The 20,803-nt window shown below is 55.4% G+C and carries 20 protein-coding genes; 5 read left to right on the top strand and 15 right to left on the bottom strand.

From position 1 onward, the window contains the following. Positions 1–18 precede the first annotated feature (18 nt). The 7 genes from flgG to CDH48_RS08005 all read right to left on the bottom strand — a co-directional run bounded on the left by flgG (position 19) and on the right by CDH48_RS08005 (position 6,050). Positions 19–807: a flagellar basal-body rod protein FlgG gene (flgG, locus tag CDH48_RS08035; RefSeq protein WP_100688223.1), complete on the bottom strand. Its 789-nt coding sequence runs from the start codon at positions 805–807 to the stop codon at positions 19–21. An 80-nt stretch (positions 808–887) separates the two neighbouring features. Continuing rightward, on the bottom strand, positions 888–1,640 hold the full coding sequence (locus CDH48_RS08030; protein ID WP_100688222.1) for a flagellar basal body rod protein FlgF: 753 nt from the start codon (positions 1,638–1,640) through the stop codon (positions 888–890). An 85-nt stretch (positions 1,641–1,725) separates the two neighbouring features. Beyond that, entirely contained in the window at positions 1,726–3,672 is a 1,947-nt protein-coding gene (locus CDH48_RS08025; protein ID WP_100688221.1) for a flagellar hook protein FlgE, read from the bottom strand. A 26-nt stretch (positions 3,673–3,698) separates the two neighbouring features. Continuing rightward, the gene (locus tag CDH48_RS08020) at positions 3,699–4,373 is read right to left on the bottom strand and encodes a flagellar hook assembly protein FlgD (protein WP_100688220.1); all 675 of its coding nucleotides are present in this window, start codon (positions 4,371–4,373) and stop codon (positions 3,699–3,701) included. A gap of 18 nt (positions 4,374–4,391) precedes the next feature. After that, complete coding sequence (flgC, locus tag CDH48_RS08015; RefSeq protein ID WP_100688219.1) at positions 4,392–4,841, bottom strand: flagellar basal body rod protein FlgC; 450 nt, start codon at positions 4,839–4,841, stop codon at positions 4,392–4,394. A gap of 34 nt (positions 4,842–4,875) precedes the next feature. After that, on the bottom strand, positions 4,876–5,274 hold the full coding sequence (gene flgB, locus CDH48_RS08010; protein WP_100688218.1) for a flagellar basal body rod protein FlgB: 399 nt from the start codon (positions 5,272–5,274) through the stop codon (positions 4,876–4,878). A gap of 221 nt (positions 5,275–5,495) precedes the next feature. After that, entirely contained in the window at positions 5,496–6,050 is a 555-nt protein-coding gene (locus CDH48_RS08005) for a nitroreductase family protein (RefSeq protein WP_100688217.1), read from the bottom strand. Positions 6,051–6,247: 197 nt separating this feature from the next. Here CDH48_RS08005 and CDH48_RS08000 point away from each other — a divergent pair, with 197 nt between their 5' ends. After that, positions 6,248–7,693, top strand: coding sequence for an adenylate/guanylate cyclase domain-containing protein (locus CDH48_RS08000; protein ID WP_100688216.1), 1,446 nt, complete (start codon positions 6,248–6,250; stop codon positions 7,691–7,693). A 1-nt stretch (position 7,694) separates the two neighbouring features. On the opposite strand, the gene queF is transcribed toward CDH48_RS08000, so the two are convergent. From queF to CDH48_RS07985, 3 genes are read right to left on the bottom strand one after another with little or no spacing between them, the layout of a single operon-like run. Continuing rightward, positions 7,695–8,513 (bottom strand): NADPH-dependent 7-cyano-7-deazaguanine reductase QueF, encoded by an 819-nt coding sequence (queF, locus tag CDH48_RS07995; protein ID WP_100688215.1) that lies wholly within the window; start codon positions 8,511–8,513, stop codon positions 7,695–7,697. Positions 8,514–8,552: 39 nt separating this feature from the next. Beyond that, a complete protein-coding gene (locus CDH48_RS07990) occupies positions 8,553–9,326 on the bottom strand; it encodes an ABC transporter permease (protein WP_100688214.1) in 774 nt (257 codons plus the stop codon). Continuing rightward, positions 9,323–10,273: an ABC transporter ATP-binding protein gene (locus tag CDH48_RS07985; protein ID WP_100688213.1), complete on the bottom strand. Its 951-nt coding sequence runs from the start codon at positions 10,271–10,273 to the stop codon at positions 9,323–9,325. The genes CDH48_RS07990 and CDH48_RS07985 overlap by 4 nt, the downstream gene beginning before the upstream one ends. A 245-nt stretch (positions 10,274–10,518) precedes the next feature. Between CDH48_RS07985 and CDH48_RS07980 the strand changes: the two genes are divergently transcribed. Further along, positions 10,519–11,667 carry a hypothetical protein gene (locus CDH48_RS07980; protein WP_227521006.1) on the top strand — a complete coding sequence of 383 codons (1,149 nt, stop codon included), beginning with the start codon at positions 10,519–10,521 and terminating at the stop codon, positions 11,665–11,667. On the opposite strand, the gene CDH48_RS07975 is transcribed toward CDH48_RS07980, so the two are convergent. The 3 genes from CDH48_RS07975 to CDH48_RS07965 form a co-directional block, all read right to left on the bottom strand. Further along, a complete protein-coding gene (locus tag CDH48_RS07975; protein ID WP_100688212.1) occupies positions 11,657–12,967 on the bottom strand; it encodes an HD-GYP domain-containing protein in 1,311 nt (436 codons plus the stop codon). The genes CDH48_RS07980 and CDH48_RS07975 overlap by 11 nt on opposite strands. 179 nt (positions 12,968–13,146) lie before the next feature. Next, a complete protein-coding gene (locus CDH48_RS07970; protein ID WP_100688211.1) occupies positions 13,147–13,758 on the bottom strand; it encodes a hypothetical protein in 612 nt (203 codons plus the stop codon). Between the two features lie 85 nt (positions 13,759–13,843). Continuing rightward, positions 13,844–14,122 carry a PilZ domain-containing protein gene (locus CDH48_RS07965; protein WP_100688210.1) on the bottom strand — a complete coding sequence of 93 codons (279 nt, stop codon included), beginning with the start codon at positions 14,120–14,122 and terminating at the stop codon, positions 13,844–13,846. Between the two features lie 253 nt (positions 14,123–14,375). On the opposite strand from CDH48_RS07965, the gene CDH48_RS07960 reads away from it, so the two are divergent. Both CDH48_RS07960 and CDH48_RS07955 read left to right on the top strand, forming a co-directional pair. Next, positions 14,376–15,395, top strand: a complete 1,020-nt coding sequence (locus CDH48_RS07960; RefSeq protein ID WP_100688209.1) for a Fe(3+) ABC transporter substrate-binding protein — start codon at positions 14,376–14,378, stop codon at positions 15,393–15,395. Positions 15,396–15,547: 152 nt separating this feature from the next. Beyond that, the gene (locus tag CDH48_RS07955; RefSeq protein ID WP_100688208.1) at positions 15,548–17,236 is read left to right on the top strand and encodes an ABC transporter permease; all 1,689 of its coding nucleotides are present in this window, start codon (positions 15,548–15,550) and stop codon (positions 17,234–17,236) included. Positions 17,237–17,247: 11 nt separating this feature from the next. On the opposite strand, the gene CDH48_RS07950 is transcribed toward CDH48_RS07955, so the two are convergent. Further along, positions 17,248–17,739 (bottom strand): YiiD C-terminal domain-containing protein, encoded by a 492-nt coding sequence (locus tag CDH48_RS07950; RefSeq protein WP_100688207.1) that lies wholly within the window; start codon positions 17,737–17,739, stop codon positions 17,248–17,250. Positions 17,740–17,867: 128 nt separating this feature from the next. After that, the gene (locus CDH48_RS07945) at positions 17,868–19,535 is read right to left on the bottom strand and encodes an AMP-binding protein (protein ID WP_100688206.1); all 1,668 of its coding nucleotides are present in this window, start codon (positions 19,533–19,535) and stop codon (positions 17,868–17,870) included. A gap of 253 nt (positions 19,536–19,788) precedes the next feature. On the opposite strand from CDH48_RS07945, the gene CDH48_RS07940 reads away from it, so the two are divergent. Then, on the top strand, positions 19,789–20,763 hold the full coding sequence (locus CDH48_RS07940) for an ABC transporter substrate-binding protein (RefSeq protein WP_100688205.1): 975 nt from the start codon (positions 19,789–19,791) through the stop codon (positions 20,761–20,763). Positions 20,764–20,803 lie beyond the last annotated feature (40 nt).

Raw genomic sequence — 20,803 nt, 5'->3', positions numbered from 1 at the left:
CCTGCGCCTTTCACATCATCAGCCAATGTTATTGGTGATGAACTGGAGCATCTGGTCGGTAGTGGAGACCACCTTGGAATTCATCTCATACGCACGCTGCGTGGTAATCATATTCACCAGTTCTTCCACAACTTCCACGTTGGATGATTCAACCATGCCCTGCTCCAGCGAGCCCAACCCGGCCAGCCCGGGCTCGCCTTCCGCCGGATCGCCGCTGGCATTGGTTTCCTTGAACAGGTTATTACCAATAGCCTGCAGACCCTGCGGATTGATGAAGTCCACCAGGGTAATCTGGCCCAGGTTAACCGGTGCCGCCTGGTCGTCAGTGATGGCAGATACGGTGCCATCCTTGCCGATGGTTACCGTTGTGGCGTTATCCGGCACGTTGATATTGGGCTCAAGCGGATAGCCATCGGGTGTAACCACATCGCCGTCCGCATTGAGCTGGAACTGGCCATCGCGGGTGTAGGCGGTCTGGCCATCGGGCAGCTGAATCTGCAAAAAACCCCGGCCATTAACGGCGAGGTCAAGGGGCTGCTCGGTCACCTCCAGGTTGCCCTGGCCGAACTGCTTCGCCGTGCCCACCACCCTCACACCGGTGCCCAGTTGCAAGCCGGAGGGCAGTTCGGAGTTCTGGGTGTTCATGCCCCCGGGCTGCCGGTTGATCTGGTACAGCAAATCCTGGAACACTGCCCGGTCGCGTTTGAAACCGGTGGTGTTCACGTTGGCCAGGTTGTTGGAGATGGTGGACATGTTGGTGTCCTGGGCGCTGAGACCCGTCTTACTGACCCAAAGAGCCGGATGCATAGTCTTTACTCCTTGCCGGTGCCAGGCCAGCGGCCAGAAATTGCCGCTTCTGGCTTGGCTGGCGTTGTTTTCAACAGTTATCAGAGGTTCTGCAACAGCCGTGCCGCTGCTTCGGAATTTTCGTTTGCGGTGCGCATAACCTTCACCTGCATCTCGTACTGTCGCGAAAGCTGAAGATTGGAAATCATTTCTTCCACTGCATTAACGTTGGAACCCTCGAGAAAACCAGAAGCCACCCGCAATGACGCATCCACCGGCTCTTCGCCATCAATTGCCTGATCCGCCTTGCGGTGAATAAACCCGTCCAGACCTTTCTCAAGCGCCTCCTGCGGTGGATTAACCAGTTTCAGCCGGTCTACTTCCACAAGCTGATCGGGAGGACCGCCCACAGGAACGATTGAAATGGTGCCATCTGCGCCCACCTGAACATTGTCAAAGGGCGGGAGTGCAACCGGCCCGCCATTGCCCAGCACCATCTCGCCACTGGACAGACGAACAAGACCGTTGACATCAATTTGCAGGCTACCGGAACGGGTAAAGGCCTCTTCCCCAAGGCTGGTCTGAACCGCCAGCCAGCCCTCCCCCTCTATAGCCACATCCAGCTTGCGACCCGTTTGCATGAGGGAGCCGGCAGACAGGTCTGTGCCGGGGCGCTCAGACATGGCATAGGCCCGGGTCGGGTAGTGCTCCCCGAACACAGGCATACTCCGGGCCTGGGCAAAGTCTTTCTTGAAGCCGGTTGTGCTTACATTGGCCAGGTTGTTGGCATGGGCACGCTGGGACAGCATATTCTGCTTGGCGCCAGACATACCGATATAAAGTGCTTTGTCCATGGGAAAACTCCTGCCGGAATTTTGACTGTTTCCAGTGCTTTCCAGAATTCCTGCAGGAGTCGTGCCATAGTTACATCAAAGCCGTTTAGCGGAGGTTGATGATGGTCTGGGTGACCGCATCGGAGGTTTCAATGGTTTTGGCGTTTGCCTGATAGTTGCGCTGGGCAATAATCAGGTTCACCAGTTCCGCCGAGAGATCCACATTGGATTCCTCTACCGAACTGGACTTGATGCTGCCGAGGGTGCCGGTATCCGGCTGGCCAATGATGGGCTGCCCGGATTCGAAGGTTTCAACCCAGCTGGTATCTCCAACCGGCGACAACCCGTTTGTATTGTTGAACGCGGCAAGGGCAACCTGCCCCAGCGCCTTGGACTGGCCATTGGTATAGCGGGCAAAAAGGACACCCTGGCCAGAAACATCCAGCCCCGAGAGGCGGCCTGTGGTGTAACCGTTCTGGCGCTGGTCATCCACCCCGAAAGCGGCACCATACTGGGTAGTTTCCCCAAGGTTCAGCACAAAGGCTGATGTAGTTGGTGGTTCAGGGATGGGTGTAACCACTGAGGTGCCCGCTGCCGGTGGGCCATCGGCACCGTTGGGCTGGCCGTTTTTGTCCTTTGGAATCCAGTCGGTTACCAGTATTTCACCATTGGGGTTGCCGTCGATGGATTGCAGGATGCCGTCCTGATCAAACCTTGCGGTGTAGGGCGTGGTATCTGTACCGGCAACCATCTCCCCGTCAATCTGCAGGTACACCGACCACTCGCTTACCCCCACGCCATTTCCCGGCGAAGGCTCTTTCACGAAGAACTGAGTCAGCTCGTGGGAGTTGCCCAGGCTATCGAAGATTGAAGTGGATGTGGCGTGGTTGTATGTGCGCTGATCCTGTGGATTGAACTCGTTGGTTATGCGAATGGGGGCCTGGCCGTACTCGGTGGCAAAGTTGGTGCCTGAAGTGCCTGTTGCGGTAACACCAACAATGGTCCGGTCCCCCGTTACATTCACCTCACCATTGACCGTGCGCGCAGCAGTCATGGATTGGGCCGGGTCGTCATTGCCATAGCTGAACTCGATATTTTCACCCTGGTTGTGAATAACCCGCAGTACCCCGTTGTCAATTTGCGCAGAGATAGCTGTGTCGCTGGAGCGATTGATCGCCGCCTGTAAATCCGCCAGCGAACTCACCGTGTTGGTATCCAGTTGCAGTAGGGCATTATTCACACTGAGAGTGAAGGAAAAAGTGCCTGCCGCCTGCGCACTGGAAATATAGCTATCTGTCAGCGCGGCACTCGGTGGCAGCGTAGGATCTTCAATTCGCGCTGATGTGGTTGCCGAAGCACTCAGGCCCGGCGCGGCAGTAATCCGGTCGGCTATCTGCCGGGCAGTTGATAGCGGAACCGGATTGCCGCTTGCATCCACCGTATTAAGATTCACGGCGTAAGCGGGCGAGCCGTCGGAATAAGTCACCTCAAACTGCTCGCCATTTATATCAGCGAATGCCAGGGGCCCCACATCCCGCACCCGGGATTCAAGCACCGGCTCGCGGGAGTCCAGGTTAAGATCAGAACGTAAATTGGTGGTGCGCCGTGGCGCCAGGTTATCCGTTTCGATCTCCAGATCACCACGAATCCCCGAGAGATTGCCATCATCATCGGCCGTGTAACCCTGAACCCGCATGGACTGGTTGTTCACCACAAAACCGTCTTTATCGATGGTGAACTGGCCCGCCCGGGAATAACGGGTTTCGCCGCCACTGCTCAGGATAAAGAAGCCGTCGCCACTGATGGCCATATCCAGACCACTGTCGGTAAAACTGATATTGCCCTGGCTGAAAGACTGCTTCACATCCTGAACGTTTACCCCATCGCCGATGGGGTTGGTACCCGCACTCAGAAAACCACTGGCGTAAAGATCGCCAAACTGGACCTTGCTGCCCTTGAAACCAACGGTACTGGCGTTGGCAATATTGTTGCCGGTTACATCCAGATCTACCGCCGCCGCCCTGAGACCGCTTAACCCTGTGTTAAAAGCCATAATTCACCTCTGATCTGACACCGGTATCAATTGATTTGTTTAACGTCTGACAGGGCTATGGAGCCCATACCTGCCAGGTTCAAAGTCACCGATCCGTTCTTACCCAGCGACACACTGTCTACATTGGCGCTAACCATGGTAGGGAGCTGCATACTGCCCTGGGGGTAGGACGCTTCGGCCACGATCTTGTAGGGCCCGGCCGGCAAGCTGTTGCCGTTGCCATCCTTGCCATCCCAGCTGAACGATTTTACCCCTGCGGCACTGCTGCCAAGATCAATCTGCCGTACCAGCTCGCCTCCCGGGCTCTGGATGGACAAGCGCACCCCGCCTGTGGATGCCGGCACCTGAATGTTGCCTGTGATTTCACCTTCTGCACCCAGGATGCCTACCTCTGAAGGTGCCAGGACGGTTTTACCGACCATGGCAGAGGCCTGAAGTGCCTGTGTGGAACGGAACTGCCCGGCCACATCTTCCACGGTGCCCGCAAGCTTCTGCATTTCCTCCAGTGAACTGAACTGGGCCAGTTGGGATATAAACTCGCCGTTATCCTGGGGCTCCAGCGGATTCTGGTTTTTCAACTGCGCCAGCATCAGTTCCATGAACTCGTTCTTGCCAAGTTCACTGTTGCCGCTGGCTTCGTTTGTCTGCGTCCTGTACTGGCCCAGTATGTCGGAGGCCTGTGTTGCGTTAACTGCACTCATAATCTGCTCCCCGCCCCGTTACTGCTGACCAAGTGTGAGAATGCGCTGCATCATGGATTTAGCGGTGTTCATAATGTCCACGTTCATCTGGAAGCTTCTCGAAGAAGACATCATGTCTGCCATTTCTTCCACAATGTTCACGTTGGGATAAAATACATAGCCATCTTCGTTGGCTGCCGGGTGATCCGGCTCATAACGCATCTGCAGTTCGGCATCGCTCTCGACAATACCTTCAACGCGAACACCGGCTCCTGCATTCTCATCTGACGTCAGGCCAAAGCTCTGCTGGCCCGGGTTCATAAGGGATTGCTGAATCGCTGAGAAAACCGGTTTGCGCGCACGGTAGGTGGTGTCCGTGCTTGAACTTGCGGTCTCTGCATTGGCAATGTTCGAGGCGGTGGTGTTCAGCCGCAACGATTGCGCCGTCATGCCGGAACCGGCGATGTCAAAGATACTGCCCAGTGACATGGTGTGTCTCCTTCGCTAATCGTAAAACGGCGGCTTACTCGCCCTTCAGGGCTTTTGTCAGGCCGGTAAATTTGCTGTTCAGAAACTGGAAGCTGGCCTGGTAATCCATGGCATTGCGCATGAACCGGGTCTGTTCGGCCTGGGCATCAACGGTATTGCCGTCAACCGAAGGCTGGTTCGGGACCCGGTACAGCAAATCTGCACCGTCGCCGCCGGTAGAGACGTCCATATGCCCCGGGTGCGTTTTCTCCATGCCAATGCCACTCATGCTGTCCCGGGCTTTCTGCATCATGGCCTGAAAGTCCATATCCCGGGCCTTGAAGCCAGGGGTATCGGCATTCGCCATATTGTTCGCCAGAATTTCAGCGCGTTTTACCCGGGCTTCCAGTGCGTGCTGGTGAATGCCAAGGGCCTTGTCAAAAGTGATTGCCATACAACCTCCGGAATCCTGTACCGGCGGTTACCACCTTGCCGGTTTCGTTCTATGGGAGAACATAAGCAATGCCAATGCCAGAATTGGAGACGCAGCGGAATCCGGGCTCTTGCGGGGGTTACGGGCAGTGGAAGGAGAATCAGAGAAGAAGGTATTGCGCTACACCCGGCTAAAACCGGCAAGCTGTTTCCCCTGACCGGAAGGAAGCCAGGGGACACCAGTCAGAGCGGCCAACGTGCAACAAAATCCGCTGGTTCAGGCCGGGGAACCGGAGGTTTTGAGGAGGACACCGTGCCGGTGTACAGGAAGCCGATAACAGATTCTCTGTCTTCCAGCCCCAGTCCTTCCCGCACCTGCTGGTTGTACGCCATATCGCCTGTGCGCCACATCACACCATAGCCTGCATCCTGCAGAGCCAGCCCCAGAAAGCTCATGCCCGCACCCGCCGACAGCAGTTGCTCAACTTCCGGAACCTTGGGGTGTTTTTTCGGTGATGCAATACCAACGATGATCATCGGGGCCCGCAATGACTTGTTACGTATTTTATCGAGCTTCTTTTTGTCACTCGTATCACGGCAGGCGTCCGCGAACAGGTCACCAAGCGCTTCAAGACCCTCACCCTCTATAACCAGATAACGCCAGGGGCGCAGCAAGGCATGATCCGGCGCGCGCGCCGCACAGGCGAACGCCCGCTCCAGCGTCGGCGCGTCCGGCGCGGGTGCTTCCAGCCTCGGCTCAGAAGCCCGATTGAGCAAAAAGTCAGTAACTGAACTCATATCAGTGATTTCCGGTAACTGGTTTCTGGCTGAACACCACTCAGGCCCTGCCAGTGAATTGTGGATTATACTTAATGCTGTTAACCTTTAGTCGCAATCGCAGGCAAATCCTACTCCTGGTTCATTTTGCAGTTCAATTTTGCTCGGCATAATTTTAAAAAACTATACGGTTCCAGCGCCATGAGTGATCAGCGTACATGATGAGTGCTTCGGCAGATCTGCGCAATGCCAGCCACAGTGCGGGAAAATCCCTGGCTTCCGAGACTCTGAATAACCCGGTGGCTATTCCTCCCATGCCCGATTACAGCGGGCGCATGCTTGCTTACACCGCATCGGCAGTGATTATAATCGTGGGTGTTGTGCAAGGTGCGTTTCAGCAGTGGCACCTGTGGCTGGTGGCGGGCGCCCTCATCTGGCCCCACGTTGCCTTCCTGCTCACCCGGCGCACGTTTCTGCGCCACTCCCCTCGTATCCGCCAGAAAATGCTCATGGCCGATTGCGTAATCGGCGGCGGTTTCATTGGCTGTATAGGCCTGGTTGCCATTCCCTCTGCCTCGGTTGCACTCATGCTGATGTTCAGTGCGCTGATCATTGGCGGAATCCGGCAATGGCTTATCGGCTGTGGGCTGATGGCCGCTTCTATTCTGGCATTTTTCTCAATTTTTGGTCCGGCGGATTCGTTCCAGTCGCCCCTGCTTACCAGCCTGTTGTCCATACTCTCCACCGGGCTTTATATTTGTGTAACCGCATTTTATTCACACCAGCAGGCCCGCGCCCTGATGCTGGCAAAAACCCAGATTCAGAACCAGCGCGAGCAATCCATTGCACTGTCCCACAAGCTTTCCAAGTACCTGTCACCACAGGTGTGGCAATCCATTTTCACCGGGGAACGGGACGTGCGTCTTGAAACCCAGCGCAAAAAGCTGGCTATTTTCTTCTCCGACATCAAGGGCTTCACAGAGCTGTCTGAAGAAATGGAGCCGGAAGCGCTGACCGAATTGCTCAACCACTATTTCAACGGCATGGCTGAGGTGGCGCTGAAGTATGGCGGCACCATCGACAAGTTCGTGGGCGACTCCATCATGGTGTTCTTTGGCGACCCCACCAGTCGCGGCCAGCGGGAAGATGCGTTTGCCTGCGTCTCCATGGCTATCGAGATGCGCAAGCACATGAAGATCATGCGGCAGAAGTGGCGCAGCCAGGGTATAAAAACGCCCCTGGAAATCCGCATGGGCATCAGCACCGGCTATACAACCGTGGGCAATTTTGGCGCTGAAAACCGCATGGACTACACCATCATCGGCAAGGAAGTGAACCTCGCCAGCCGGCTGGAGTCTATTGCCGAGCCAGGGGAAATTCTGGTTTCCTACGAAACCTTCTCGCTGATCAAGGACCGGATCATGTGCCGTGACAAGGGCGAAATCACCGTGAAAGGTTTCGGTCGCCCCGTCCCCATTTACGAGGTTGTGGATTTTCGCCGGGATATGGGGCCAAACCGCAGCTTTCTGGAGCATGAACACAGCGGCTTTGCCATGTATCTGGACTCTGACAAGATCTCGGAAAAAGAACGCCACAGCATCCTCAGCGCCCTGGAAGATGCCGCAGAGCGCCTGCGGCATGAGGAAGATACCATCCGGGACTGAGTTACTGGCGAATCAGCCTCGGGCCAACCTGTTCGTCCGGCTCGGTGCTGCGCCAGGGATTGATATCAAGCCCCCCGCGCCGGGTGTAACGGGCACACACCGACAGGCTCCCGGGTTTGCAGCGGGTTAACAGATCAGTGAACATCGTTTCCACGCAATGCTCATGAAAATCCTGTTTCTGCCGGAAACTCACGATGTAGCGTAACAGGCCCGCCCGATCAATCGCCGGCCCCGTATAGCTGATCAGCACAGTGGCCCAATCCGGCTGGCCGGTTACCGGGCAATTGCTTTTCAGCAGATGTGAACACAGCTTCTCGCTAACCACCGGCCCCGAGGCGGTAAGCGACTCCGGCGCATACTCATACACCACATTCTCAACCGGCTGGTTATCAATCAACGCGAACCCTGCAGGGCGACCAATCGCCATAGCCGAATCGTCCACGCTCAGAAACCGCACGTTAACAGCAGCCCCGCAGGCACTGGACAAGTCGCCGGATACGGTTTCCACAACCTGCTCAGCCGACGAGAACACCGTCTGGTTCAGGGAGTTCAGGTAAAGCTTGAGAGACTTGGATTCGATAATTGACGGCGAAGCCGCCGGAAACCGGATTTCAGCCCAGGCCAGATCCGGAATACCGTCAGGGCGCAGCCAGGATATCTCCCAGGCTTGCCAAAGATCCCCTCCGAACCAGGGCCAGCGCCCGTCCTCGAGGCCGATCCGGCGGCGATTTTCATCCCGCGCTACCGGGAAAAGCAAGGATGGATCGTAACGATCCGGGTAATGGCTGGCTTTGCCAAGCGGCGCATTATCAAGAGCCATAGAATTTCCTGACTACCACTGTTTCGAAAACAACCGATGCTAGTGCCGAATACCCTTCCCTCGCGCTAGCAATTTAAGCGCAATGAAAGAAAGCACGGCAATAAACACCAGAATCATACCCAGTGACACAAACGGGTTTACATCTGAAACACCGAGAATGCCAAACCGGAACCCATTTACCATGTACAGAATCGGGTTTGCCATGGAAACGCCCTGCCAGAAATCCGGCAGCAGATCGATGCTGTAGAACACACCACCCAGGTACGTAAGCGGGGTGAGAACAAAGGTGGGCACAATGGAAACGTCATCGAACTTGGTGGCCAGCAGCGCGTTGATAAAACCACCCACCGCAAACAGTGCGGATGTCAGAAACACAGTCACCACCACCATAGGCAGGTTGTGAATCTGCAGGCGGGTAAACGCGAGCGATAGCAACGTCACTATAACGCCAATCCCGAGCCCACGCGCCATGCCGCCCGTTACATAACCGGCCAGTATTATCCAGTTGGGCACCGGCGATACCAGCAATTCTTCAACACTGCGCTGGAACTTCATGGAAAAAAATGACGACACTACGTTGGCGTAAGAGCTGGTAATAACCGCCATCATGATCAGCCCGGGCACAATGAACGACATATAGTCAAAACCACCCATCTCGCCGATTCTGGAACCAATCAGGTTGCCGAAAATAATGAAATACAGCGTCATGGTCACGGCAGGTGGCAGCAGAGTCTGGGGCCAGATACGGGTAAACCGGCGAATCTCCCTCAGCACAATGGTGATGTACGCAGTAAACAGCGCCCGGGCATTCATGCTGTGCCCTCCGCTATTGCTTCCGCCCCGGGTGCATTTTGCTCCACCATACGAATGAACAACTCCTCCAGCCGGTTTGCCTTGGTGCGCATACTGACCACTTTTATTCCTTTATGCTCCAGTTGCATGAATACCTCGTTCAGTGCCTGCCCCTTGTGCACATCAACTTCCAGCACGCCTTCGGCGTCCAGCCTGCAAGAAAAGCCATCCAGTTGGGGCGCATTTTCAAGCGCTGTCTCCGTATCCAGCAGAAATGTCTCAAGACTGAGCTGCTGTAACAGCTCGCGCTTGCTGGTATTTCGTACAATACGGCCATGATCAATAATGGCGATATTGCGGCACAGGGCCTCCGCCTCTTCCAGGTAATGGGTGGTAAGAATAATAGTGGTGCCCTGCCGGTTCATTTCCTCAAGAAACGACCACATGGACCGCCGCAGCTCAATATCCACGCCCGCCGTAGGCTCATCCAGAATGAGCAGTTTCGGTTCGTGCACCAGCGCACGGGCAATCATCAGCCTGCGCTTCATGCCGCCGGACAGCATACGGGCAGGCGTATTGCGTTTATCCCACAGGCCCAGTTTTTTGAGATATTTTTCAGCGGAAACCGCGGCTTTCTTCAGAGGAATGCCGTAATAGCCAGCCTGAATGGTGACAATATCAAACACCTTCTCAAACTGATTGAAATTGAACTCCTGGGGAACAACACCCAGGTGGAGTTTGGCATCTGAAAGGTGGGTATCGATATCGTACCCGAACACGCTTACCTTGCCGGATGTTTTCGTTACCAGTGAACACACGATGCCCAGCGTGGTTGATTTACCCGCGCCGTTCGGGCCCAACAATGCAAAGAAATCCCCCTGCGCCACATGAAGGTCAATCCCCTTGAGTGCTTCAAACCCACTGCCATAGACTTTGGTAAGCCCCCGAATTTCCAGCGCATTGGTCATAACAGATTCCGATCAGAGAAAGAGTTTCTTAGGAGACTATCTTCTATTGAGGCGCCGGAGGCTTTTTCAAGGTTTGCGCCCCGCGTCAATACCGCACCAATACCGCATCTGGAAATCCGCAAACTGCGACAGATATCCCGATATAACCCGGGCCTGCTCCCTATAATACGGTTACAACAACTTACAATCAGCCGTTCTCAGCGGTCCCGCTGACACGGCACAAACTCAGGGAATGTACACCGAACATGGCTGCCGTTCACAGCTCTCGCCCAGTATTTTCACAGCCTCGTGCGTGGCTTGCCGCATTGATTATCGGCCCGCTTCTCTCCGGCTGTTTCAGTGGAGACAGCGATAATAACAGCAGCGACACAAGCACCGGAACAATCAATGCCCTTGGTATCAGCGGGCTGACCTACCAGACCGCCAGCCAGTCGGGCAAAACAGACGCCAACGGCCGGTTTCGGTATTATCCGGGTGAAACCCTCAGCCTGCGGGTAGGTAATCTGCCGCTTGCAGAAGGCGTGCCGGCCCAGGAATGGGTAACGCTTCTGGAGCTGTTCCCCGACATCCGCGCCCAGCTCACCACCCCCACGGCAGACGAAGAAGGCCTGAGCACCCATACGCGAACCGAGCAACGACTTCTCGAGAACGTATCGCTCATCAACCTCACCCGTTTTCTCATGGCACTGAACTGGACAGAACATGTACGCGAGGGCGAAGGCATTGATATCCGCGACCGTGTTATACAACAACTGAACACGGCCCTGCCAGAACTCACCGGCCCGGTTGATTTCAGCGTCACCACCTCCGAATTCGATGCAGCCGGCAACAACCCATCCCCGGCTAACCAGCTGCTTTCCGCAATATGCTTCTACCCGGAAGGCGATGAACTTTGTGAGGCCCCTCCAACAGACGAAGAAATAGCCAACGCCCCCGATCGCCCGGAAAACGAGGACCAGTGGGATCCGGATATCGAGTACAAACAGGATCTGGAGGCGAAAAAACAACGGATTCTCGCCGCTGCCCGTTCGATGGAGGAAATCGATGCCGAAGATGCACGGATCTACCTGACCCGGGAGCTCAAACGTATTTCAACCATCATCGGCAACCGCTTTTATCTGGATGATGACATTGCAAGAACGCCGGCCAGCGACACTCGCATCAAACAGGTAAAGGTAAGACGCATCGGCGGCAACGCGGATCTGGCAGACATTGAAGCCATTACCACGCGCCCGCAAGACGTGGTACTGCACGCCTACAACTGGCAATCCGCAGAGGTTGAGTATTTTGTGGCAGGGCCTGCCGGCGGGGAATCGGAGATTGTTATCAGCTTTTTGCCAGACAACACGTACAGATGGGTCCGAAAACAGCTGCGGGTTGTTATTACCAACTGAGAAGCCGGCCAATACCCCAGCGCGACTCGGCACCCGTCACATCGTAACCAATGGGGTCCAGCCCCTCGGTTCCATGGGCCAGGCATTCCCTGATGGCTAATATCTCCGCCTCGGAACGGCTTTCATTGTACTTCGCCAGGTCCACAACCTTTGCCGTTTTCAGCGGAGCCTGGTAACGGTCCGTCATCACCATTACCCGGGGCCACAACCGTCGCTCGGGCGAGTGGGAAACCACGATGCCCCGCTGGCCATCTGTCAGTTCAACAAGACTCCCCGTGGGATAAATACCAACAGCCCGTATAAAGCTCTCGACCAGATCACCCTGGAACTCGATATTGCGCATATCGTAGAGCAAGGTGACGGCTTTCGCCGGCGTCATCGGCTCCGCCACACCTTCTCGTGGTTCGATAAGTGATTCGAAAAACTCCGCAAGCCCGGCGATCTTCGCCAGCAACGGAATCCGGTCACCGCGAATTCCCTCCGGAAAACCCGAACCGTTATGACGTTCCCGGTGGCCTTGCACAACACTGAGCACCGCCCGCGAAAGCCCGCTGCCTTCAAGTACTGCCATGCCTTTCTCAACATAGGTCCTGTACAGCGCATATTCTTCAGGGCCAAGCTGCCCTTCGCGGCTTAACAGATCTTCAGGCAACCGGGTTTTACCAACCTGTGATAAAAGGCAACCCAGCCCCAGATGATTCAGCAAGCCTTCGTTCAACCCCAACTGGCGACCACACACAAGCGCCCATACCGATGTGTTTACAGCGTGCCGGTAAACATGGCTGTCGTGCTGGCGGATCCGGCTAAGCCACAGCAGTGCGTCAGGCTGACGGATAACGCTGCGCACCATTTTGTTGACAACCGCAGCCACAGGGCGCAGATCGCGGGCTTCCGGTGTGTTAGCGGCGGCGTAAACACGCTCAAGCGCAACACCGGCATCATCCAGCAGCTTTTTCGATGATTTCATTTCACGCTTCAGTGTGGTGACTGCCTTGTATGCTACTGGTTCGCGTATGCTCAACGGAGGGAGGTGAAGCTCGTCGCGGCCTTTACCTTTGCGTTGCCCTCTGGCGCCGAAAGAAGCCCCGTTAGTCTTCGACAGATCAACTGAACCCCGGGTTTCAGCAACATCTATGGAAACCCATTTGCAATGGGACACCAGAGCCCGGATATCGTCCTGGGAGCGAATGTGGAACCCCTGGATGGGAAATGGCGTCTGGTGCCACGGCCGATCCAGGTCAGACACAAACATGCCCACCTCCAGATCATGCACCGCTATTTTTCTCTGACTGACGCCCACTACTCGCTCCTGAGTACCTGATTTTTCCGAGTTATCATTCTCGAACGGCTAAAAGGAATAGTCCATTACAAATTGGTAGCCAGAAGTAACGACTATCAGACAAACCGTAACGATAATCTTCAGCCCGAAACAATTTGTAGCAACGTGACGGCCATCACAGGGTCAGGAATACCCCGTTATCAGTCATCATCACATACGGCGCTCTCGAATTTTGGCGGGCGGGCGTGGAAAGACCCTCGCGGAGCTTTGCGGCTATACACGATATAGGGCACTCCGGATGCACGAATATAATCAAGATTTACCGTGTCCTCCTCTTCACTCCTGACCGCGGAAACCGGCTCGCAGGCAACCAGCAGTTCCAGTTTGCCGGTCATATCGGCAATCCGGGCGTCCGGGTTGGAAGGGTTTACTGAAAGGCATGTGTCTTCTGCACCTGCGGGTGTTCCCTCGGGAACTTTCCGGTCGCTGCCGCTGACACCGCATGCTCGGATCCCCGGGGCGCAGCTTCCTGCCTCTGCATGGCTGGCATCGTGCAAACGCCAAATACGTTCACTGCACTGGGTTTCAAGGGTAATGGGGGTGGCCCGATCCGACGCAAACCACCAATCCGGGTATTCCGCGCTCTGCCAGGATAAGCGCACGGATCTTACCTCACCCCGTGAGTTTTCTGCAGGGAACATCGCGTAATGGGAGTAATAGGAGGCGCAGCCAGACTGCAGCACCAGCAGCCCTGCAATGGCCAACAGGCGCGTAACACCCGGGGAGGGCTTACAAATTCTGGAAACTATCATGAGCCATTAGCCACTCGTTAATCCTTAACGAACATCTCACCTGAGAAAGCCTATTATCCTTGCAAACATACCCCGAAACCGGCTGTCAGTTAACACTCTCGTCAAACTGCAGGCCAAAGCCATCGTTGGTTTTACGAACCACTATCATATCCAGAACCGGAGCCGGCACTGGCAGGCCTTGCACCTGCACTTTTACCTTGTCGCCCAACTCCGGCGCAAAGGGCTCGTTATCCACCACGATAAACACACCGCCATCTGATATGTCCCGGGTAGAGAAAACAAACTCGCCCGAGGAGTCGTGAGTTACTTTCACTTTGGCACTCATTGCGGTGCGGCAGTGTTCCCTGCGGTCATTTGCGGCCATCGGCAAGGTTCCATTGATTCTGTCAGGTCTATTGTAGGTTGTTGTATGCCTTTGCAAATCATATCGTATATCCGGCAAAAAAAAGAATAACATCATTTTCCAGAAGCTTTTTTTCAGGAACTTTTTTCAGGAAGTATGCCAAAAGGAATATTGACATATCCCGTAACACAAATGAGAATGGTTGGCGTTTTTAGATGCCTATGACTTTCAATCATAGGCGCAGCACAGAACGATCTCATTTAAGGATGGCACTATGCGCATGAAACTCGCAGCAACAGCGGCAATTGCCCTGACCGCTCTTCCCCTCGCCGCCTCCGCAGAAGGCAACGAAGTCAATATTTATTCCTATCGCCAGGCGTATCTTCTGGAGCCCCTGCTGAATGCGTTTGAACAGGAAACCGGTATAGAGGCCAACGTTGTGTTCGCCAAAAAGGGCCTGGCGGAGCGCTTGCAGCGCGAAGGCCGCAACAGCCCGGCCGATGTAGTCATGACCGTTGATATCTCCCGCCTCAATGAACTGGTAGAGCGCGATCTGGTCCAGGGTGTAGATAGCGATGTGCTGGAGAAGAATGTTCCGGAAAGCCTGCGCCATCCGGATGGTAAATGGTTTGGCCTCACCACCCGGGCCCGCCTGATTTACACTTCCAAAGAGCGTGTTGAGGAAGGCGAAATCACCACCTACGAACAGCTGGCCGATGACAAGTGGGACAACCGCATCTGTACCCGCAGCGGTAAGCACCCCTACAACATTGCCCTGATCTCATCGATGATTGCCCATCATGGCGAAGCTGAAACGGAAACCTGGCTCAGGGGCGTGAAAGATAATCTGGCACGCAAGCCCCAGGGCGGCGACCGGGATCAGATCAAGGCAATTGCCGAAGGTGTGTGCGACGTATCCATCGGCAACAGTTACTACTACGGCAACATGCTGCAGGATGAGAACCAGCGCCCGGCCGCCGAAGCCGTTCGCCTGGTATTCCCGAACGCCGATGGCCGCGGAACCCACATCAACATCAGTGGCATTGCCCTCACCAAAAGTGCACCTAACCGGGAAAATGCCATCAAACTGATGGAATTCCTGTCATCGCCGGAAGCCCAGGGTATCTATGCCGAGGCGAACACCGAATACCCCGCAAACCCGAATGTAGAACCCACTGGCCTGGTTGCAGAGTGGGGCGAAATCCACCCCGACAGCCTTTCCCTGCAGGAGATTGCAGAGAAACGTAACGCCGCCGTCAAACTGGTTGACCGTGTAGATTTCGACGGCGAGTAAGTGAACTGGCGAGGGTGGGCAACCATCCTCGCGTTCGCTTCAAATCCCCCCGCAAATGATTCCAGTCATTGCAGCGGCTAATTGAGCTGACTACAATCTCCACCCTTCAACATCAATATCAATAACCATTCCACTTTTCTTACAGGAACCCTATGAGCGAGGCCGCGACCAGCGTTAACCCCGGGCTTACCCAGCCCCTGCTGGCAAAGCGCACCTCCCGCCGCTGGCTTGTCAGTGCCGTGCTGACCACAGCCATTGTTACGCTTCCGGTTCTTTCCGTCATTTTCCTGGCCTTCTTCCCGGAAGAGAACATCTGGCCGCACCTGATGGAAACGACCCTGCCCCGTTACCTTGTAACCACTCTCAAACTCATGACGGGGGTTGGCGCAATCACACTCGTCATCGGCCTTGCGACCGCCTGGACCGTTACCATGTGCGAGTTCCCCGGCCGTAAATTCTTCGAGTGGGCCATGCTGCTGCCCTTCGCCGTTCCCGCCTACGTGATTGCCTATGTTTACACCAGCCTTCTGGACTATGCCGGCCCGGTTCAGAGAGCCCTGAGAAGCTGGTTTGGCTGGGCTGATGCATCGGATTACTGGTTTCCCGAAATCCGGAGCCTCGAAGGCGCAACCCTGATGATTGGCCTGGTGCTCTACCCTTATGTGTACCTCCTGGCCCGCGCTGCATTCCTTGAGCAGTCACCTTCCCTTTTTGCCGTCAGCCGCAGCCTGGGGCATTCCGCACTGAGCACCTTTTTCAAAGTGGTCCTCCCGATCGCACGCCCGGCAGTTGCCGTAGGCCTTTCACTGGTGCTGATGGAAACCCTGAACGACTTCGGCACCGTGGATTTCTTTGCCGTACAAACACTCACCGCCGGTCTGTTCGATACCTGGATGAACCTCGGCAACCTGGGCGGTGCTGCTCAGATTGCTACAACCATGCTCATCTTCGTGGTCATTCTGGTTACCCTTGAGCGCTATTCCCGGCGCCGCCAGCAACAGTTTGCGGCGCGGGACAATCGCGAACCGATCCGCCGCTTTACCATGTCCTTCCCGCGGCAACTGATTTGCGTTGCCGTATGCGCTGCGCCGGTGATATTTGGTTTTGTTATTCCGGGAGCAACCCTGGGCCTGTACGCCTGGGAGTATTTTGAGCAAAGCTGGAACCCGGATTTTGTGCAAAACACCCTCAACAGCCTGTTCCTTTCCGGAACCGCCGCACTGACCACCCTGCTGATCGGGATTACCCTTGCCTACAGCCGCAGGCTCCACAACACTCGTGGCATGCAGGTACTCATGCGCCTCTCAAGCCTGGGATACGCCATGCCCGGTGCTGTACTGGCGGTTGGTGTGATCGTGCCTCTGGCAGGTTTTGATAACTGGCTGGACAGCCTGATGCGGGATTATTTTGGCGTTAGCACCGGCCTGCTGCTCAGCGGCTCAGCCTTTGCCATCGTGTTTGCGTACACGGTACGGTTCCTGGCGGTCTCTGCCGGCAGTGTAGAAAGTGCCTTGCAGAAAATCACGCCAAGCATGGATATGGCTTCCCGGTCACTGGGTAACAGCCCGGGCAAAACCCTGGTGAAGGTGCATCTGCCCATGCTGCGGGGCACGCTGATTACTGCAGCACTGGTGGTTTTCGTAGACTGCATGAAGGAGTTACCGGCCACCCTGATACTTCGGCCCTTCAATTTTGAAACCCTGGCTACCTATGTGTACCAGTTCGCTTCTGACGAGCGCCTATACCACAGCGCGTTGCCGGCGCTCATAATTGTGCTGGCGGGGATTATCCCGATTATTCTGATGAGCCGTTCAATCTCCAATACACGTTCTATAGCCTGACCCATGCCCTGTTACATCTGGGGAGTCGCTTTTGATCGGGCATCCTGCACTACAAACCTGCCCTGAAATACCGCCACCGGATCACCCTGCGGGAAGCTGTTGGGCATGCCGCAAAATACCTCAGTGGTCAGATCAAGACGGCCTTTGCCATGCCTCGCGAGGCTTTTCCGGAAACGCTCCGGAATTTCATCGCCCGGCAACCGGCAGATCGCGTAAAAATCGGAAGTGACAGGCTCAAGGTAATCAATACTGCCGGTTTGCACCACCACGCTGCCCTTCAAGCCGAGGTCTGCCAGTGCAAGCTCCGTAACCGCCCAGGCTGCGGTAACAGCCACGGAATACACACTGCCACCAAACCCGGTACCCTGGTGATTAATGTTGGGTGAAAGCGGTGCACTGAGCAGCAACGAACTGCCATCCCACGAGTGCAGTTCAATACCGAGTGCGCGGGAAAGCGGTATTTCCTCATGAATGCGCTTCTGGAATGTGGATAGCTGAGTCATAACCCCCTCCTGTTATAAACCGATTTTAGGCGCGCCATCCAATATTCCCTATGCGACCAATGTCGGCTCCAGAACGCATCAGGCCCGGCTGAAGCCGGGCCTGATGTAAACAGAACAGGATCTGCGCGTTACTGCCAGATAACCTTTTTGTGCTGCGCATACCACTCGTTCACCTTGCTTTCGTAGGCATCTTCCACAACATCCCGCTTGAGCTTCATCGTTGGGGTGAGGAAGTTATTCTCGATTGTCCAGTCATCAGTGACGATTACCGCAAAGGCCAGCTGTTCATGGGGATCTACGGTCTTGTTTACGTTTTCGACCAGTTTAGTAAAGCTCTCCTCAAGTTCCTTCCGCACACCTCCGTCACTCACCTTGGGCCTGATACCTTCCGCCAGCTGAATCATTGCAAAGGGCTGGGTCTGGTTGGCACCGGACACACACACCATCTCAATGGACTGGTGCGTCATCAGGCGGTTTTCAATAGGCGCAGGAGCAATGTACTTGCCCTTGCTGGTCTTGAAAATCTCCTTCATCCGGCCAGTGATCTTCAGGCGACCCATTTCGTCGATTTCACCTCTATCCCCGGTTTTCAGGAAACCGTCGTCGGTAAAGGCCTGGCGGGTTTTCTCTTCATCCTTGTAATAACCCACCATGGTGGCCGGGCTCTTGATCAGTATTTCGCCGTCAGGGCTGATTTTTGTCTCCACACCCGGCATGGATTCACCCACATAACCGGTGCGGGTACGCCCGGGTTTGTTGATATGGGAGTACGCGAAGTTCTCGGACATGCCGTAGCCTTCAAGCAATTCCAGGCCCAGGTTGCGGTACCAGTCAAGCACATCGTTGGCAAGCGGGGCGGAACCACTGCCAGCCAGTTTGACCTTGTCCAGCCCAAGCCCCTTGAGGATTTTCTTCTTGATCAGCTTGTTCACAACCGGAATCTTCAGCAGCGTATCCAGCTTTTTCTGTGGCAGCTTGTGCAGGACACCCTGCTGGAACTTAACCCACAGCCTTGGCACCGAGAGGAAAAGCGTTGGTTGTGCCCGTTTCATGTCCTCAACAAAGGTATCGAGGGATTCCGCAAAAAACAGATGGAAGCCGGCGTACAAGGACGCAAGCTCGACAAACGTACGCTCAAATACGTGCGCCAGGGGCAGATAGGACAACATGCGCTCATCAGGGCCGACGTGCAGAACTTCCATGGCGCCTTCAGCCGCAAAAGCCATATTGCGGAAGCTGAGCATGACACCTTTCGGCTTGCCGGTACTGCCCGAGGTATAAACAATCGTGGCCAGTTCGTCCGGATCCCGCTGAACCTTTTCTTCAAGAGGCGGATACTTGGCAACAATATCGTCCCAGGTCTCGAAATCGTTGGGCGGGCTCAGGGGGAAGGATATGCAGCGCACAGAGTCCGGCACACCGGGCTTCATCATGTCCCAGTCGTCCAGCTTACCCACGAACAGGACCTCACACTCTGCGTGATTCAGTACGTAGTTGACTGTATCGGCATTCAAGGTGGGATACAGAGGTACGGAAATGTGCCCGGCCATCCAGACCGCCCAGTCGGTCATGATCCAGTGCGCACAGTTCTTCGAAATCAGGCCTATACGGCTGTTTTCCGGCAGGTTCAGCGATTTGAGGTACGACGCTACACGGCGCGCCTCATCCACCGCCCTTGCCCACGTATACTCCACCACTTTACCATCGCCAACCGGCTGGGTGAGGTACACGGAATTCGCTTTGGTGGCCTCCCAGTGATAGACCATATCCAGGGGCAATCTGTTTGTTTTTTGCATGGACCTTCCTTGCTTTCGTTATTTGATTTATGCACACATTATTTAGACTTTAGTAGTGTACTTCAACATATTATCGTCAGCCAGACCGTGACAAAGGCCAATTGAGCCGGAACTCGTCCCGGAAAGATTCAATTCCATCCGGTTCACGTTAACATGCCCTACCACCAAGGTGGCAGGGCTGTGATAAACTCTCGCACCTCTTTATAACCATGAACGTATAACATCCACTGAAACAGACCTCGGAGATGGGCATATGGCCAAGAAAACCCTGCGCACCCTGCTGGGTGCGTCATTGATGGCAATGGCAAGTCTTGCGCAGGCGGCGGAGCCGCGTGTTGTCGCTATCACCCAGATTGTGGAACACCCGGCTCTGGATGCCGTTCACCAGGGTGTAAAAGATGAACTGGCCGAGCGGGGCTATAAAGAGGGCGAAAACCTCAGGCTCATGCATGAGAGTGCCCAGGGCAATTCCGCCATCGCATCCCAGATTGCCCGCAAATTTGTGGGTGAAGGCGTCGATGTTATTGTGGCCATCGCGACACCCTCCGCGCAAACGATTGCTGCCGCCGCCCGTAACATCCCGGTTGTATTTGCCGCCGTAACCGACCCGGTCGGCGCCAAACTGGTCAAAAATGCTGAAGCTCCGGGTGCCAATATTACCGGCGTAAGCGACATGCTGCCCATCGACAAACACCTGGATATGCTGCTGCGCATGGTTCCGGATGCCAAGCGCATCGGTACGGTATACAACCCCGGCGAAGCCAATGCAGTGTCACTGATTGAACTGCTTGAGGAACGCCTGGAAGCCCGTGGCCTGACTCTGGTTAAAGGTGCCGCCACCAAGACCTCCGAAGTACTGGGTGCAGCCCGCTCCCTGGTGGGCAAGGCCGACGCCATTTACCTGACCACCGACAACACGGTTATCAGCGCTGCCGAAGCGGTTATCTCCGTGGGCGAGCGCGCCAAAATCCCGGTGTTTGCGGCCGATACAGCCACCGTTGCCCGCGGCGCCGTTGCCGCACTGGGCTTTGACTATTACGACCACGGTCGCCAGGCCGGTGTGATGGTTGCACGCATTCTCGATGGTGAAAAGCCGGGTGATATGCCGGTAGAAACCATGGAAAAACTCAACCTGTTTGTAAACCCGCAAGCCGGCGAGCGCATGGGCATCACCGTGGCTGATGATGTTATCGCCGAAGCTGCTGAAGTCGTAAAAAACGACAAGTAACGCCTGACTTACACGGGCGGGTTCTGTATAAAGAGCCCGC

This window comes from Marinobacter aromaticivorans, from assembly GCF_002806975.1.
Classification (GTDB): Bacteria; Pseudomonadota; Gammaproteobacteria; order Pseudomonadales; family Oleiphilaceae; genus Marinobacter; species Marinobacter aromaticivorans.
Note: the sequence above shows the minus strand (reverse complement) of the source record. Positions and strands in the feature narration are given on the sequence as shown.